Origin of the sequence: Pseudoxanthomonas broegbernensis, assembly GCF_014202435.1 — a bacterium.
GTDB lineage: Bacteria > Pseudomonadota > Gammaproteobacteria > Xanthomonadales > Xanthomonadaceae > Pseudoxanthomonas > Pseudoxanthomonas broegbernensis.
On sequence record NZ_JACHGU010000013.1, the window covers coordinates 1 to 15,691 of the forward strand.

General features: G+C 73.0%; 10 protein-coding genes, 1 tRNA gene and 2 pseudogenes. 9 read left to right on the plus strand and 4 right to left on the minus strand.

Annotated elements, in window-relative coordinates; translation table 11 throughout:
• Nucleotides 1–159 precede the first annotated feature (159 nt).
• The 6 genes and pseudogenes from ybgF to HNR76_RS15510 all read left to right on the plus strand — a co-directional run.
• The gene (gene ybgF, locus HNR76_RS14525) at nucleotides 160–894 is read left to right on the plus strand and encodes a tol-pal system protein YbgF (protein ID WP_246429177.1); all 735 of its coding nucleotides are present in this window, start codon (nucleotides 160–162) and stop codon (nucleotides 892–894) included.
• Between the two features lie 334 nt (nucleotides 895–1,228).
• The gene (gene queE, locus HNR76_RS14530) at nucleotides 1,229–1,888 is read left to right on the plus strand and encodes a 7-carboxy-7-deazaguanine synthase QueE (protein ID WP_162312028.1); all 660 of its coding nucleotides are present in this window, start codon (nucleotides 1,229–1,231) and stop codon (nucleotides 1,886–1,888) included.
• Nucleotides 1,889–2,103: 215 nt separating this feature from the next.
• Complete coding sequence (gene queC, locus HNR76_RS14535) at nucleotides 2,104–2,784, plus strand: 7-cyano-7-deazaguanine synthase QueC (RefSeq protein ID WP_162312029.1); 681 nt, start codon at nucleotides 2,104–2,106, stop codon at nucleotides 2,782–2,784.
• A 239-nt stretch (nucleotides 2,785–3,023) separates the two neighbouring features.
• A tRNA-Lys gene (locus HNR76_RS14540) sits at nucleotides 3,024–3,099 on the plus strand.
• A 408-nt stretch (nucleotides 3,100–3,507) separates the two neighbouring features.
• Nucleotides 3,508–3,984, plus strand: a pseudogene (locus HNR76_RS15795) (DEAD/DEAH box helicase); the annotation flags it as partial.
• A gap of 222 nt (nucleotides 3,985–4,206) precedes the next feature.
• A pseudogene (locus tag HNR76_RS15510) lies at nucleotides 4,207–8,226 on the plus strand (Lhr family helicase); the annotation flags it as partial.
• Between the two features lie 92 nt (nucleotides 8,227–8,318).
• On the opposite strand, the gene recQ reads toward HNR76_RS15510, so the two are convergent.
• Complete coding sequence (gene recQ, locus HNR76_RS14550) at nucleotides 8,319–10,196, minus strand: DNA helicase RecQ (protein ID WP_162312030.1); 1,878 nt, start codon at nucleotides 10,194–10,196, stop codon at nucleotides 8,319–8,321.
• A gap of 157 nt (nucleotides 10,197–10,353) precedes the next feature.
• On the opposite strand from recQ, the gene mazG reads away from it, so the two are divergent.
• The 3 genes from mazG (at nucleotide 10,354) to HNR76_RS14565 (ending at nucleotide 11,886) form a co-directional block, all read left to right on the plus strand.
• The gene (mazG, locus tag HNR76_RS14555; RefSeq protein WP_162312031.1) at nucleotides 10,354–11,175 is read left to right on the plus strand and encodes a nucleoside triphosphate pyrophosphohydrolase; all 822 of its coding nucleotides are present in this window, start codon (nucleotides 10,354–10,356) and stop codon (nucleotides 11,173–11,175) included.
• A gap of 4 nt (nucleotides 11,176–11,179) precedes the next feature.
• Nucleotides 11,180–11,503, plus strand: coding sequence for a YnfA family protein (locus tag HNR76_RS14560; RefSeq protein WP_162312032.1), 324 nt, complete (start codon nucleotides 11,180–11,182; stop codon nucleotides 11,501–11,503).
• 80 nt (nucleotides 11,504–11,583) lie between these two features.
• Nucleotides 11,584–11,886, plus strand: a complete 303-nt coding sequence (locus tag HNR76_RS14565) for an Mpo1-like protein (RefSeq protein ID WP_162312033.1) — start codon at nucleotides 11,584–11,586, stop codon at nucleotides 11,884–11,886.
• Nucleotides 11,887–11,901: 15 nt separating this feature from the next.
• Here HNR76_RS14565 and HNR76_RS14570 read toward each other — a convergent pair whose 3' ends face one another.
• The 3 genes from HNR76_RS14570 to HNR76_RS14580 all read right to left on the minus strand — a co-directional run bounded on the left by HNR76_RS14570 (nucleotide 11,902) and on the right by HNR76_RS14580 (nucleotide 15,686).
• A complete protein-coding gene (locus tag HNR76_RS14570; RefSeq protein ID WP_162312034.1) occupies nucleotides 11,902–12,273 on the minus strand; it encodes a DMT family protein in 372 nt (123 codons plus the stop codon).
• Between the two features lie 201 nt (nucleotides 12,274–12,474).
• The gene (locus HNR76_RS14575; protein ID WP_162312035.1) at nucleotides 12,475–14,961 is read right to left on the minus strand and encodes an ABC transporter permease; all 2,487 of its coding nucleotides are present in this window, start codon (nucleotides 14,959–14,961) and stop codon (nucleotides 12,475–12,477) included.
• Complete coding sequence (locus HNR76_RS14580) at nucleotides 14,958–15,686, minus strand: ABC transporter ATP-binding protein (protein ID WP_221301511.1); 729 nt, start codon at nucleotides 15,684–15,686, stop codon at nucleotides 14,958–14,960. The genes HNR76_RS14575 and HNR76_RS14580 overlap by 4 nt, the downstream gene beginning before the upstream one ends.
• Between the last annotated feature and the right edge of the window lie 5 nt (nucleotides 15,687–15,691).

The window sequence follows — 15,691 nt, forward strand, 5'->3', positions numbered from 1 at the left end:
CTGCACCCGGGGGGGGGCGCCTCCGGGGGGGCGCCGCCCCGGGGGGGGGCTGTCGGCCCCCCCCCGCGCGGCGCCCGGGTCCGGCGCCGGCCCCTCGCTAGTACGGGGGGGGGGGGGGCCCGGGGGCCCCCCACGCCCGCGCATGCGCAAAAACTCAGCCTGGCCGACCGGGTCGGCCGGCTCGAGGCCCAGGCCAACAACACCCAGGCCAACCAGGACCTGCTCCAGCAACTGGCCCAGTTGCGCAACGAGGTGCAGTCGCTGCGCGACACGGTCGAGCGCCTGCAGCACGAGAACCAGCAACTGCAGCAGCGCAGCCGCGACCAGTACCTGGACCTGGATGGACGCCTGAACCGCCTCGAAGGCGGCAACCTGCCGGCTCCGCCGGAAGCGCCCGCCGCGGGTGCGCCCTCGGCATCGCAGCCCGCCCCGGACACGGCATCGCCGCCGGCCGCCGCCGATGCGCCGCGCGTGCATGGCGACCCCGGCTCGCTGGCCCGCTCGGAGGACGAGCGCGCCGCCTACAACGCCGCGTTCGATGCGCTCAAGGACGGCCGCTACGACGAATCCGCGCAACTGTTCCAGGCCTTCCTGGACACGCATCCGGCCGGCATCTACGCGCCCAACGCGCTGTACTGGCTGGGCGAGAGCTACTACGTCACCGGCAACTACCGGCTGGCCGGGCAGCAGTTCGAATCGCTGATCGGCCGCTACCCGACCCACGACAAGGCGCCCGGCGCGCTGCTCAAGCTGGGCCTGGCCCAGTACGGCGACGGCCAGGTACGCCAGGCCGAGGGCACCCTGGAGGAGGTCGTCGGGCGTTTCCCCGGCACCGACGCCGCCCGCATCGCGGCCGACCGGCTGCAATCGATCCAGTTGGGCCAGTTGCGCTGACCGGCCTTGCCGCGCCGGCAGGCGGTCCCGCGCTCCAACCCGCCTTCCCCCAGGAGCGCCCCCTGGGCACGGAGTCGTTCGCGCGGAAGCGCCGCATGACGGTTCGTCGCGGCAGCGGTTGGGTCGCAATGCCTCTCTGTACGCGGTACCGGCGGGCGCCATCGCGCAAGGGAGCGGCTGCGGCGACGACTTCGCGGCCTTTCGCAGGGCGGCCTTGACCGCGATACCCTCCGCGCGGCACCGATAGGCCCCATCGCGCCCCAGGGCGCTCCCAAGCACGACCGCAATCTCCGGGGGCGCAATGCGCTCCCGCTCCGCAAGGTACGATTTCCCCATGGACGTTCCCGCGCCGCAGAACCGCCTGCGGCTGACCGAAATCTTCCTCTCGCTGCAGGGCGAGGCCGCCACCGCCGGCTGGCCCACGGTGTTCGTGCGCCTGACCGGCTGCCCCCTGCGTTGCCAGTATTGCGACACCGCCTACGCCTTCCACGGCGGGCAGTGGTGGGAGATCGAGGACATCCTGGCCGAGGTGGCCCGCTACGGCGTCCGTCACGTCTGCGTCACCGGCGGCGAGCCGCTGGCGCAGAAGCGCTGCCTGGAGCTGTTGCGGCGCCTGTGCGATGCCGGCCACGACGTCTCCCTGGAAACGTCCGGCGCGCTGGATATCGCCGGGGTGGACCCGCGCGTGTCGCGGGTGGTGGACCTGAAGACGCCGGGCTCGGCCGAAGTGGCCCGCAACCGGCTGGAGAACCTGCCGCTGCTGACCGCGCGCGACCAGGTCAAGTTCGTGCTGTGCGGCCGCGGCGACTACGAATGGGCCCGCGACATGGTGGCCGAGCATGGCCTGGCCGCGCGCTGCGACGTGCTGTTCTCGCCCAGCAAGAGCGAACTGGATCCGCGCGAGCTGGCCGACTGGATCGTCGCCGACCGCCTGCCGGTGCGCTTCCAGATGCAGTTGCACAAGATCCTCTGGAACGACGAGCCGGGTCGCTGAGCGTGCAGGTGCATTGCGGCGGTCTCGCCGATCCTGTCGCCGGCCGAAGCCGGCTCCTGCAGGAAGCCGTCGAACTGGACGGCGGTAGGGGCCGGGCGTAGCCGGCGACCGCGTAACGGGAACGGTCGTTATCCTCATGGTCCGCCGCCGATGCCGCCGAGGCGCCGGCAAGCGCCAGGACCTACAATGGCCTGCCCCGCACCGCAATGCCCCGCATGAAGAACGCCGTCGCCCTCGTATCCGGAGGCATGGACTCGGCCGTGGTCCTGGCCCTCGCCCGCGAAAGCGGCTATGCCGTGCACGCATTGAGCGTGCGCTACGGCCAGCGCCACACCTCCGAGCTGGATGCGGCCGACCGCGTCGCCCGCACGCTGGGCGCGGCATCGCACAAGACCGTGGACGTGGACCTGCGCAGCATCGGTGGCTCGGCCCTGACCGACGACATCGAGGTACCCGTTCATGCCGGCGATGCGCCGGAAGAGGCCGGCATCCCGGTGACCTACGTGCCGGCACGCAACACCATCATGCTGTCCCTCGCCCTGGGCTGGGCCGAGGTGCTGGGCGCGGCCGACATCTTCTGCGGCGTCAACGCGGTGGATTATTCCGGTTATCCGGATTGCCGCCCCGCGTTCGTCGAGGCCTTCGAGCGGTTGGCGAACCTGGCCACGAAGGCCGGCGTGGAGGGCGCGGGCATCCGCGTGCATGCGCCGCTGATGCGCATGGGCAAGGACGAGATCGTGCGCGAGGGCCTGCGCCTGGGCGTGGACTTCGGCCAGACCGTTTCCTGCTATCGCGCCGACGCGCAGGGCCGCGCCTGCGGCCGCTGCGACGCGTGCCGGCTGCGCGCCGCCGGCTTCGCCGCCGCCGGCGTGGCCGATCCCACGCGCTACGCGTAACCGATCATCCCGCCGCCGTGGCAGAGCCGGGTACGGCGGCGACCGCCGTGCCGGGACGCCGGCCATGGCGGGTGGCACGACCCCGTCGCCGACTGAAGTCGGCTCCCGCAGGAACGAAGCCGAATCGCGCGGTTGAAGGGACCGGTGTGGGAGAACGGATACCGCGCCGGCCGGCTTTCTCGGCCGCAGCCGCGACACGATCAGTTAAAATGCCCGACCGGCCGAGCGCCGGCACCCGTGGGCCGTTAGCTCAGTCGGTAGAGCATCGGACTTTTAATCCGCTGGTCGCTGGTTCGAATCCAGCACGGCCCACCAGCATGCGCGAAGGCTCGTGCCCGTCGCCAAGCCGCATCCGCAAAGGCGGGTCCGCAAGCCTCCTGGGCTAGGATGCTTCGGGGCATGCGACACGTCCCGGGCGGGCTTCTCCGCCCGACGGCCCGGCTACCGCCGCACGACATCCCTGAACAGGTTGCCCCGATGGCGGGCCATCCGGTTGAGGCGGCCCCGGTGCGGGCGCATATTCGCCCACTCCCGCCACGAATGCCTGGTTCCCTCCGCAGCACCCGCGTGTCTCGGCCGTTGCGACCGCCCGGACCCAGGCTGCGGCTTTCCATGCTGGTCATGCCGATGCCCATCCATGCCTTCCATCCCGCCGTCGCCCGCTGGTTCGGTGGCGCCTTTCCCGCGCCCACCGCGGCCCAGGCCGCGGCGTGGCCGGCGATCATGGCCGGGCGCAACACGCTGGTGGCCGCGCCGACCGGTTCGGGCAAGACCCTGACCGCGTTCCTGGCGGCGATCGACGCGCTGGTGCGCGAGGGGCTGGCCAATGGCGGCGAGCTGCCCGACCGCACCAGCGTCGTGTACGTGTCTCCGCTGAAGGCGCTGTCCAACGACATTGCGTTGAACCTGGAGGCGCCGTTGGCCGGCATCCGCGCCGCGCTGGCCGGACTGGACCTGCCGGAGGTGGATATCCGCGCCGCGGTGCGCACCGGCGACACGCCGCAGTCCGAGCGCGCGCAGGTGCGCAAGAAGCCGCCGCACATCCTGGTCACCACGCCCGAGTCGCTGTACGTGCTGCTCGGCTCGGCCTCGGGCCGGACCATGCTGAGCGGCGTGCGCAGCGTGATCGTCGACGAGATCCACGCCCTGGCCGACGACAAGCGCGGCAGCCACCTGGCGCTGTCGCTGGAGCGGCTGGAGGCGCTGTGCGGGCGGCCGCTGGTGCGCATCGGCCTGTCGGCCACGCAGAAGCCGGTGGAAGAGGTGGCGCGCTTCCTGGTCGGCGCCGCCAACGTCTATCCCACGCGCATGGACCTGCCCGGCTGGCCGGGAAACGACCCGCTGGCGGGAAGCGATGCGGTACTCGGCGGCACCGCCACCCAAGAGGTACCCGACTGCGCCATCGTCGACATCGGCTACGCCAAGCGGCGCGACCTGGCCCTGGAACTGCCGCCCACGCCGCTGTCGGCGGTGATGTCCAACGACCAGTGGGAGCAGGTCTACGCGCGGCTGGCCGAGCTGGTGCGCGCGCACCGGACCACGCTGGTGTTCGTCAACACCCGGCGCATGGCCGAGCGTGCCGCCTTCCACCTGGGCGAACTGCTCGGCCGCGAACAGGTGGCTACCCATCACGGCAGCCTGTCCAAGGAGCTGCGGCTGGAGGCCGAGCAGAAGCTCAAGCGCGGCCAGTTGCAGGCGCTGGTGGCCACCGCCTCGCTGGAGCTGGGCCTGGACATCGGCGACGTCGACCTGGTCTGCCAGCTCGGTTCGCCGCGCTCCATCGCCGCCTTCCTGCAGCGTGCCGGGCGCTCGGGCCACCATGTCGGCGGCGTGCCCAAGGCGCGGCTGTTCCCGCAGACCCGCGACGAGCTGGTCGAGTGCGCCGCGCTGTTGGACTGCGTGCGCCGCGGCGAGCTGGATGCGCTGCGAATCCTGCCGGCGCCGCTGGACGTGCTGGCCCAGCAGATCGTGGCCGAGGTCGCGGCGACCGAATGGGACGAGGACGCACTGTACGACTGGCTGCGCCGCGCCTGGCCGTACGCCAAGCTGGAGCGCGGCCGGTTCGACGACGTGGTCAAGATGCTGGCCGACGGCTTCAGCGACCGTCGCGGGCCGCGCGCCGGCTGGCTGCACCGCGATGCCGTGAACCGGCGCCTACGCGGGCGCCAGGGCGCGCGCATGGTGGCCACCATGTCCGGCGGCACCATCCCCGAGACCGGCGACTACGCGGTGGTGCTGGAGCCGCAGTCGACCTTCATCGGCAGCGTCAACGAGGATTTCGCCGTGGAGAGCATGGCCGGCGACATCTTCCAGTTGGGCAACGCCAGCTACCGAATCCTGCGGGTGGAGCCGGGCCGGGTACGGGTGGAGGACGCGCAGGGGATGCCGCCGAGCATCCCGTTCTGGCTGGGCGAGGCGCCGGGCCGCAGCGACGAGCTGTCTTTCGGCGTGTCGCGGCTGCGCCAGGAACTGGCCTCGCGGATGGACGGGCTGCGGGTGGCGCCGGTGGAGCGGGCCGCGCAACCCTCTGCCCTGGACGACAGGCAGGAAGCCGCGGCGGGCGTCGCCGCATCGGAATCCGAGGTTCTGTCGTCCGTGCCGGGTGGGCGGAGCGATGCGCGGGACGATGACGATGGAAGCGCGCGGCAGGCGGCCCCGCTTCCGGACGACGACGGCCTGGTGCCGGCCGGCCTTCCTCCCGATGGCGATGCGCCGCTGCGCCTGGCCGGCACCGAAGGCGCGATGGAATGGCTGCACGAGGCGGTCGGCCTGGACGCCCCCGCCGCCCGGCAACTGGTCGACTACCTGGGCGCCACCGTCATTGTCCTGGGCGCGATGCCGACCCAGCGGCGCATCGTGCTGGAGCGCTTCTTCGACGAGACCGGCTCCACCCACTTGCTGATCCACAGCCCCTACGGCAGCCGGCTCAACCGCGCCTGGGGCCTGGCCCTGCGCAAGCGCTTCTGCCGCCAGTTCAACTTCGAGCTGCAGGCCGCGGCCACCGAGGACGCGATCGTGCTGTCGCTGTCCACCAGCCACAGCTTCCCGCTGATCGAGGTGTCCAGGTACCTGCATTCCTCGTCCGCGCAGGACGTGCTGGTGCAGGCGCTGCTGGATGCACCGCTGTTCCCGGTGCGCTGGCGCTGGAACGCGACCACCGCGCTGGCGCTGCCGCGCTTCGTCGGCGGCAAGAAGGTGCCGCCGCAACTGCAGCGGATGAAGTCCGAGGATTTGCTGGCCACCGTGTTCCCGGACCAGGTCGCCTGCCTGGAGAACATCGTCGGCGAGCGCCAGGTGCCCGACCACCCACTGGTCGCGCAGACCCTGGACGATTGCCTGCACGAGGCGATGGACGCCGAGGGCTGGCTGGAGGTGCTGCGCGGGCTGGAATCGGGCGCCATCCAGGTGCTCGCCCGCGATCTCACCGCGCCCTCGCCGCTGGCGGCCGAGGCGCTCAACGCGCGGCCCTATGCCTTCCTCGACGATGCGCCGCTGGAGGAGCGCCGCACCCAGGCGGTGCAGACCCGCCGCTATGCCGACCCGCAGTCGGCCACCGACCTGGGCCGGCTGGACGGCGAGGCGGTGCGGCGCGTGCGCGAAGAGGCCTGGCCGCGGCCGCGCAACGCCGACGAGATGCACGAGGCGCTGACCGGGCTGGGCTTCGTCACCGCCGCCGAGGCCGCGCGCGACCCCGCCTGGGAACCGTTGCTGCAGCGGCTTGCGCGCGACGCCCGCGCCACCCGCGTGAGCGCCGCCGGCCGCCAGGGGTGGGTGGCTGCCGAACGCCTGCCGCAGATGCTGGCGCTGCATCCGTCCGCGCTGCTGCAGCCGGGCGTCGCGGTGCCGGAGGAATTCGCGGCGGTCCAATGGAGCGCCGAGGCCGCGGCGACCGCGCTGCTGCGCTCGCGCCTGACCGGCCTGGGGCCGGTGACCGCCGCTGCGCTGGCCGACGGCCTGGGCATCGCGCCGCTGGCGGCGGACATGGCCCTGCTCGCGCTGCAGTCGCAGGGCTATGCGATGCAGGGCAGGTTCTCGCCGGACGCCGCCGGCGGCGACCCGGAATGGTGCGAACGCCACCTGCTGGCGCGCATTCACCGCTACACCCTCAAGCGCCTGCGCCGCGAGATCGAGCCGGTGGCGCCGCGCGACTTCATGCGCTTCCTGTTCGACTGGCAGCGCACCGCGGAGGACGCGCGGGTGAGCGGGCCGGAAGCGCTGGCCGGCGTGCTGGCCCAACTGGAAGGTTACGAGGCGCCGGCCGCGGCCTGGGAAGGGGAGTTGCTGCCGGCGCGCGTGCGCGACTACTCCATCGGCTGGCTGGACGACCTGTGCACCGCGGGGCGGACGCTATGGACGCGGCTGCGCGCCTCCGAGGCCGAGCCCGGCGCGGCGCGCGCCGGGACCTCGCTGCGCGGCACGCCGGTACTGCTGCTGCCGCGTCGCAGCGCGCCGCACTGGACCGCGCTGGCGCCGCCGCAGGCCGACGGCGCGGCGCTGTCCTCGCGCGCGCAGAAGCTGGCCGATTTCCTCGCCGCGCACGGCGCCTCGTTCTTCGACGAGATGATCGCCGGCACGCGCCTGCTGCGAACCGAACTGGAGGATGCGCTGGCCGAACTGGTCGCCCGCGGCCGGGTGCATTGCGACAGCTTCGCCGGCCTTCGCGCGCTGCTGGTGCCGGCGTCGAAGCGGCCGAGCCCGGGCCAGGGCCGCCGCCGCGCCGCGCTGTTCGGGATCGAGGATGCCGGGCGCTGGACGCTGGTGCGACGGACGCCGCCGTCCCCCGTCGGTGACACCGGGGATGCGGGCGATGCTATCCAGGGCGTGGCCGACGTTGGCGCAAGCGCGCAGGCCGGCGCTCCGGCCCGGGCCGTGGCCGCTTCCTCCCCGCGCCGCGCCGCAGCGGCCATGCGCCCCGCCCGGGCGCACAAGCCGGATCCGGAGGCGGTGGAGCACGTCGCCCGGGTCCTGCTGCGTCGCTATGGCGTGGTCTGCTGGCGGGTACTGGAGCGCGAGGCGGCCTGGTTGCCGCCCTGGCGCGAACTGCTGCGCGTCTACCGCCGGCTGGAAGCGCGCGGCGAGGTGCGCGGCGGGCGGTTCATCGATGGCCTGTCCGGCGAGCAGTTCGCCCTGCCGGAGGCCATCGGCCTCTTGCGCAAGGCCCGGCAGAAGCCGATGGACGGCAGCCTGGTCTGCGTCAGCGCGCTGGATCCGTTGAACCTGTCCGGCACGGTGATCGTCGGCGACAAGGTGCCGCGCATCGCCGGCGCACGGGTGCTTTACCGCGACGGCATGCCGCTGGCTTCGCTGGTGGCCGGCGAGGTCCGGGCGATGGCCGAGCTGTCGCCGGCCGAGGAGGGTGCCGTGCGCCGTGCGCTGCTGCGCGAGCCGGCAGCCGGCGCCGAGGCGTTGCTGGCCCGCCTCCATGCCGGTGCCGTGCCGTAGCCGGGCAGGCGGGCGATGGCGGTGCCCGTTATGTACGGGGGCGTCCTGCGTCGCCGGCTGAAACCGGCGCCTACGCGCCGGCGGCCTGCGCGTCAGCCTTGCTCGCGCACGATCTCCAGCACCGCCTCGCCGTAGCGGCCCAGCTTGCTGCCGCCGATGCCGCCCACCCGGGTCAGCTCGCTCAGGGAGGCGGGACGCAACTGGGCGATGTCGCGCAGGGTGCGGTCGTGGAAGATCACGTAGGCCGGCACGTTCTGCTCGCGCGCCAACTGGCCGCGCCAGGCGCGCAGGGCGTCGAACAGCGGACGGTCGCCGGCGTCCACGTGCAGGGTGCTCTCGCTGCGGCGCTCGCCGCCGCCGCGGCCAGGTGTGCGCGCCGGTTCCTCGCGCAGGTGCACCGCCTGTTCGCCGCGCAGTACCGGCCTGGCGGCCGCGCCCAGGCGCAGGCCGCCATGGCCTTCGGCATCCACTTCCAGCAATCCGGCCACGACCAGTTGCCGGAACACGCTGCGCCAGGCGCCGGCGTCCAGCTCGCCGCCGATGCCGTAGGTGGACAGCTCGTGGTGGCGGAACTGGCGCACCTTCTCGGTGTCGGCGCCGCGCAGCACGTCGATCAGGTGCGCGGCGCCGAAGCGCTGGCCGGTGCGGTACACGCAGCTCAGCGCCTTGCGCGCGGCCTCGGTGGCGTCCCAGGTACGCACCGGCTGCAGGCAGTTGTCACAGTTGCCGCAGATGCTCCCGGCGCCGTCCGTGGCCGGTGCGTAGGTCTCGCCGAACGCCGCCAGCAGCGCCTGGCGCCGGCACTGCGCCGATTCGCAGTAGCCCAGCAACTGGTCCAGCTTGCGCCGCTCCAGCCGCTTGCGCTCCTCGCCGGCCTCGCCTTGCTCGATCATCTGCCGCAGCAGCACCACGTCGCCCAGGCCGTAGCCCATCCAGGCCTCGGCCGGCTCGCCGTCGCGGCCGGCGCGGCCGGTCTCCTGGTAGTAGCCCTCGATCGACTTGGGCAGGTCCATGTGCGCGACGAAGCGCACGTCGGGCTTGTCGATGCCCATGCCGAAGGCGATGGTCGCGCACATCACGATGCCGTCCTCGCGCAGGAAGCGGCGCTGGTTCTGCGCACGCACCTGCGCCGGCAGGCCGGCGTGGTAGGGCAGGGCGGAGATGCCGCGGCCGGCGAGGAACTGCGCCGTTTCCTCCACCTTGCGCCGCGACAGGCAATAGACGATGCCCGACTCGCCGGCGTGCCCGGCCAGGAAGTCGAGCAGTTGCCGGCGCGGGTTGTCCTTGTGCGCCACCGAGTAACGGATGTTGGGCCGGTCGAAGGAACTGAGGAAGCACTGCGCGTCCTCCAGCGCCAGGCGCTCGGCGATCTCGCGGCGGGTGGGCGGATCGGCGGTGGCGGTGAGGGCGATGCGCGGCACCTGCGGCCAGCGCTCATGGAGTACGGCCAGCTCGCGGTACTCGGGGCGGAAGTCGTGGCCCCACTGGGAGACGCAGTGGGCCTCGTCGATCGCGAACAGGGCGATCGGGCTGCGTTCCAGCAGGTCGAGGAAGCGCGGGGTGAGCAGGCGCTCGGGGGCGACGTAGAGCAGGTCGAGGCTGCCGTCGAGCAGGTCGCGCTCGACCTGGCGCGCCTCGGCGGCGTCCAGGGTGGAGTTGAGGTAGGCCGCGCGCACGCCGAGCTGGCGCAGGGCCTCGACCTGGTCCTGCATCAGTGCGATCAGCGGCGAGACCACCAGGCCGGTGCCGGCGCGCAGCAGCGAGGGAATCTGGTAGCACAGCGACTTGCCGCCGCCGGTGGGCATCAGCACCAGGGCGTCGTGGCCGCCGGCGACGTGCTCGACGATGGCCTGCTGCTGGCCGCGGAAGGCGTCGTAGCCGAACACCCGGCGCAGCAGCGCGGTGGCGTCGGGAGGGGGGGCGTGGGCGGCGATGCCGTGTCCGGCGGCGTCGTGGAGTCGTTCCTGCATGCGGTAAAGGATACCGTTCGGGATCGCCGGTCGCCCGCGGGCGGCGATGGCGGGAGGAGGAAGAGGCCGTGCCTTGCGGTAGGAACATGGCCGTAACCGGCGTCGGCCGGGCGCGCGGCCATCGCCATCGCCGCCGCGCCACGCTAGAGTCTCGCGCATGGATGAACCGCTTCGACCGATCGACCAGTTGCTCCGGATCATGGCCCGCCTGCGCGACCCGCAGGGCGGCTGCCCGTGGGACCTGGAGCAGGACTTCTCCACCATCGCGCCGTACACCATCGAGGAAGCCTACGAGGTCGCCGACGCGATCGACCGCAACGACCTGGATGCGCTGAAGGACGAACTGGGCGACCTGCTGCTGCAGGTGGTGTTCCATGCGCAGATGGCGCAGGAGCGCGGTGCGTTCGGCTTCGACGAGGTGGCCGCGGCCATCGGCGCGAAGATGGTGCGCCGGCATCCACACGTGTTCGGCGATGCCCGCTTCGCCGATGCGCAGGAGCAGACCGTGGCCTGGGAGGCGATCAAGCGCGCCGAGCGCGCCGCCGCCGGCGACGCGGACCGCTCGGCGCTGGCCGGCGTGGCCCGCGGCCTGCCGGAATGGCAGCGCGCGACGAAGCTGCAGTCGCGCGCGGCGCGCGCCGGCTTCGACTGGCCGGGGCCGGAGCCGGTGCTGGCCAAGCTGCAGGAGGAACTGGAAGAGGTGCGCGCCGAGTTCGCCCGCGGCGAGGTGGCCGACAACCACGCGCGCCTGCAGGACGAGATCGGCGACCTGCTGTTCGTGTGCGCCAACCTCGCCCGCCACGCCAAGGTGGACGTGGGCGCGGCGCTGCGCCAGGCCAACCTGAAGTTCGAGCGGCGCTTCCGGGCCATGGAGCGGCTGGCCGAGGCCGATGGCACGCCGTTGCCGTCGCTGGACCTGCCGCGCCAGGATGCGTACTGGGAGCGCGCCAAGCGCCTGGAACGCGGCCAGGCGGACTGAGCGGATGGTCACCTTCCTGCTGTTCCTGGTCACCGCGCTGGCCGAGATCGCCGGCTGCTGGCTGGTGTGGTCGTGGCTGCGCGACGGCGGTGGCGCCTGGCTGCTGCTGCCGGCCGCGGCCAGCCTGGCGCTGTTCGCCTGGCTGCTGACCCTGCATCCCACCGCCGCCGGCCGCGTGTATGCGGCCTATGGCGGGGTGTACATCGCCGTGGCCCTGTTCTGGCTGTGGGGCGTGGACGGGGTGCGCCCGAGCCGCTGGGACCTGTTCGGCGCGGCGCTGTGCCTGGCCGGGATGGCGGTGATCATGTTCGCCCCTCGCCAGGGCTGATGCGAATCGGGCACCGCGCCACTTCCCGCGCCGGTGCCGGCTGCTATGGTGGGGACGGTCGTGCTACCGGGAGGCGTGCGATGCGCCGGTTCGCCAGTTTCCGCCAGTTCTATCCGTTCTACCTGGACGAACACCGCAACCGCACCTCGCGCCGGCTGCACTTCATCGGCAGTTGCGGCGTGCTCGCATTGCTGGCGGTGGCCGCCCTGCAGCGCAACGCCTGGTGGCTGCTGGCGGCCCTGGCGTGCGGCTACGGCTTCGCCTGGGTGGGGCATTTCTTCTTCGAGAAGAACCGGCCGGCGACCTTCCGCCACCCGTTCTACTCGTTCATGGGCGACTGGGTGATGTTCAAGGACATCCTCACCGGGCGCATCCGCTTCTGAAGGCGCGCGGCGCGGTCAGCGCACCGGGGCGCCGCCGTCGTGGAACATGAGGAACGCGGCGCCCGCGATCAGCACGAACGCGGCGTAGTGGTTCCACTTCAGCGGCTGGCCCAGGTACCAGGCCGAGAAGCCGGCGAACACCACCAGGGTGACGATCTCCTGGATGGTCTTGAGCTGGACCACCGAGTAGACCGCGCTGCCCATGCGGTTGGCCGGCACCATCAGCCCGTACTCGAAGAAGGCGATGCCCCAACTGACCAGGATCGCCATGAACAGCGGCGCGCTCTTGTGCTTCAGGTGCCCGTACCAGGCGAAGGTCATGAACACGTTGCTGGCCAGCAGCAACAGCACCGGCGCCAGGTGGCCGGACAGGGACAGGGCAGGCATGGCGCAGCGCCGTGGGGAGGGGAGCGCAGCATACGGCAGGGCCACCACGGCCGCCGGGTCGATCCGCGCGCCCCGTAGCAGCGCCCTTGGCGCGACCGCCATCCCCCGCGCGGGGGCATCCGCGCCGACCCTGGAACGGTAGCGGAAAGCATCCTATTTCCCATCCCTTCGGTTTTTGCCGAAAGGATGGGGATCAAGCCGCTACAGGAAAGCGCGCAACGCCAGGGCGGGTGGCGTGCGCAGGATGCGGCGGCTGCCCGACCAGCCGGCCAGCACGCTCAGGGCGACGCCTCCCGCGCCACCGGCCAGCAGCGCCGGCCAGGGCGGGACCAGGGCCAGTTCGAACAACTGCCGCGACACCACGACGCCGATGATCGCCGCCGCCGCCACCGCCAGGATGGCCGCCAGCAGGCCCAGGGCGCCGAACTCCACCAGCACCGCGCCGCGAAGCTGGCCATGGCGCGCGCCCAGGGTGCGCAGCACCGCGCTGTCGTAGCGGCGCTCGCCGGCGGTGGCCTGCAGCGCGGCCAACAGCACCAGCACCCCGGCGGCCAGGCTGAAGCCCATCACCAGTTGCACCGCCTGGCTCACCCGCTCGATCACTTCGCGCACGCGCTGCAGGATCGCGTCGATCTCCAGCACCGACACGTTGGGGAACTCCCGCGCCAGCGGCGCCAGCAGCGCGGTCCTGCCCGAGGGCAGGTGGAAGGCGGAGATCAGGTTGTACGGCGCATCGCCCACCGCACCGGCGTTGAGCAGCAGGAAGAAGTTGACCCGGAACGAATCCCAGTCGGCCTTGCGCAGGCTGGTGACGGTGAAGCTGCGCTCCTGCTCGCCCAGTTGCAGGGTCACCGTGTCGCCCAGCGCCAGCCCGTAGCGCTGCGCCCATCCCTCCTCGACCGAGGCCTCGGCCGCGGCGCTGCCCGGTTCCCAGAAGCGGCCGGCGGTCAGCGCGTTGGCCGGCGGAAAGGTATGCCGCCAGGAGAAGTTGACCGGGCGGTTGGCATCGTCGTCGTCGTCGGTATCGCGCTGCCGGTGCTGCGGCGGCCGGCCGTTGATCGCCAGCAGGCGGCCGGTGCCGAACGGCTGCAGGTCCGGTTCGGCCACGCCTAGGCCGCGCAGGGTGCGGTCCACCGCCTCGGCCTGGTCGCGCTGCACGTTGAGCAGGAAGTGGTTGGGCGTGTCCGCAGGCAGGCGGTCGCGCCACTGGCCGAGCAGGCCGGGGCCGATCACCGCCAGCAGCAGCAGCGCGCACAGCGACAGCGAAAGGCCGACCAGTTGCACCACCGCCAGCCCGCGGCGCCGGGTCAGTGCGGCCAGGCCCAGCTTCCACGGCCCGCGCAGGCGCCGCTGCACTCGGCGCAATCCCCACAGCAGCGCCGTGCCGGCCGCGGCGGCCAGCAGCGCCAGCGCGCCCAGCCCGCCCAGCACCCAGGCGGCCAGCGGCAGGTCGCCGGTGGCGTACACGGCAAGCGCCACGGTGGCCGCCAGCGCCGCGGCGTAGGCCAGCAGCGAGGCCGGCGGCAGCGCGGAGAAGCTGCGGTTGAGCACCCGCATCGGCGGCACCCCGCGCAGGCGCAGCAGCGGCGGCAGGCCGAAGCCGAGCAACAGCAGCAGGCCGATGCCGGCGCCGCTGAGCATCGGTGCGGCCTGCGGCAGCGGCAGCCGCGCCGGGATCAGGTTGCCCAGCGCCTCCACCAGCGCCATCTGGGTGAGCATGCCGATGCCTATCCCCAGCGCGCACGCCGGGATGGCCAGCAGCAGCAACTGCAATGCCAGCGCCGAGAGGATGTCGCGCTGGCGCGCGCCCAGGCAGCGCAGCACCGCCACCGTGTCGATCCGGCCCAGGGCGAAGCGGTTGGCCGCCAGCGCGGTGGCCACGCCGGCCAGCAGCACCGCCAGCAGCGCGGCCAGGGCGAGGAAGCGCCCGGCGCGGTCGAAGGCGGCGCGCAGGCCCTGCTGCGCGTCCTCGATGCTCACCAGGCGCAGGCCGCCGTCCAGTTGCGGCCGCAGCCACTGGCGGAAATCGGCGATGGCGTCGCCCGGGCCGGCGAACATCAGCCGGTAGGAGGCGCGGCTGCCGGGGCCGAGCAGGCCGGCAGCGTCGATGTCGGCACGGTTGACGATCAGCGCCGGGGCCATCTCCATCAGCCCGCCCGAGGCGTCCGGCTCGGCCAGCAGCACCCGAGCGATGCGCACGTGGCCGCTGCCGAACTCGATCCGTTCGCCCACCGTCGCGCCCAGCGCTTCCAGGATGCGCGGGTCGGCGTAGGCCTGGCCCGGCGGCGGTGCGCGCGCCGCCTCGGGGGCCAGGCCGTTGGCGTCGCGGGCCACGCGCAACTGCCCGCGCAGCGGATAGCCCGCGTCCACGCCTTTCACCGTGGCCATCTGGCTGGCGTCGCCATGGAACAGCACGCTCGGGAAGCCGACCATGCGCGCGCTGCGCAGGCCGCGGCGGCCGGCTTCCTCGGCGAACGCTGCCGGCGGGTCCTCGCGCCCGCGCACGCCCAGGTCGCCGCCGATCGCTTCGGCCGCGCTGGCGCCCAGGGCCAGCGTCACCCGGTCGACCAGGGTGCCGACCGCGGTCATCACGGCCACGCCCAGCACCAGCGCGGCGAATACCGTCAGCAGGTCGCCGGCCAGGAATTCGCGGCGCAGCGAGCGCGCGGCGTGACGCAGCGGATTCATGCCGCATCCCCGGCATCGGCGCCGGCAGGGCCGACCGGATGCAGGCGGCCGCCGTCGAGGCGGTACACGTGCCGGCAGCGCCGGGCCAGCGCCAGGTCGTGGGTCACCAGCACCAGGGTGGTCCCGCTGCGGTGGTTGAGATCGAACAGCAACTGGCTCACGTGCTGGCCGGTGGCCTGGTCCAGGTTGCCGGTGGGCTCGTCGGCGAACAGGATGCGCGGCTGGCCGACGAAGGCGCGGGCCAGGGCCACGCGCTGCTGCTCGCCGCCGGACAACTGCCGCGGGTAGTGCCTGCGCCGCTGCGTCAGCCCCACCGCCTCCAGCGCCTCGCGCACGCGCGCGGCATCCTCGCGCCCGGCCAGCTCCAGCGGCAGGGCCACGTTCTCCTCGGCGGTGAGCGAGGGCAGCAGGTGGAAACTCTGGAACACGAAGCCCACCGCGCGCGCGCGCAGCGCCGCGCGGCGTTCCTCGTCCATGCCATCCAGGCGCTGCCCGGCCAGGGTGATGGAGCCGCGCGAGGGCAGGTCCAGCCCGGCCAGCAACCCGAGCAGGGTGGTCTTGCCCGAGCCGGACGCGCCCACGATGGCCACGCTCTCGCCTTCATCGACGGTCAAGTCGACGCCGTCGAGAATCCGGACTTCGCCTTCCGGCCCGGCGGCGGACTTGCCGACGCCTCGCACCTCGATGGCCGGCGTGGCGGTGGTGCTGGGAACGGATGCGGTCAAGGTAT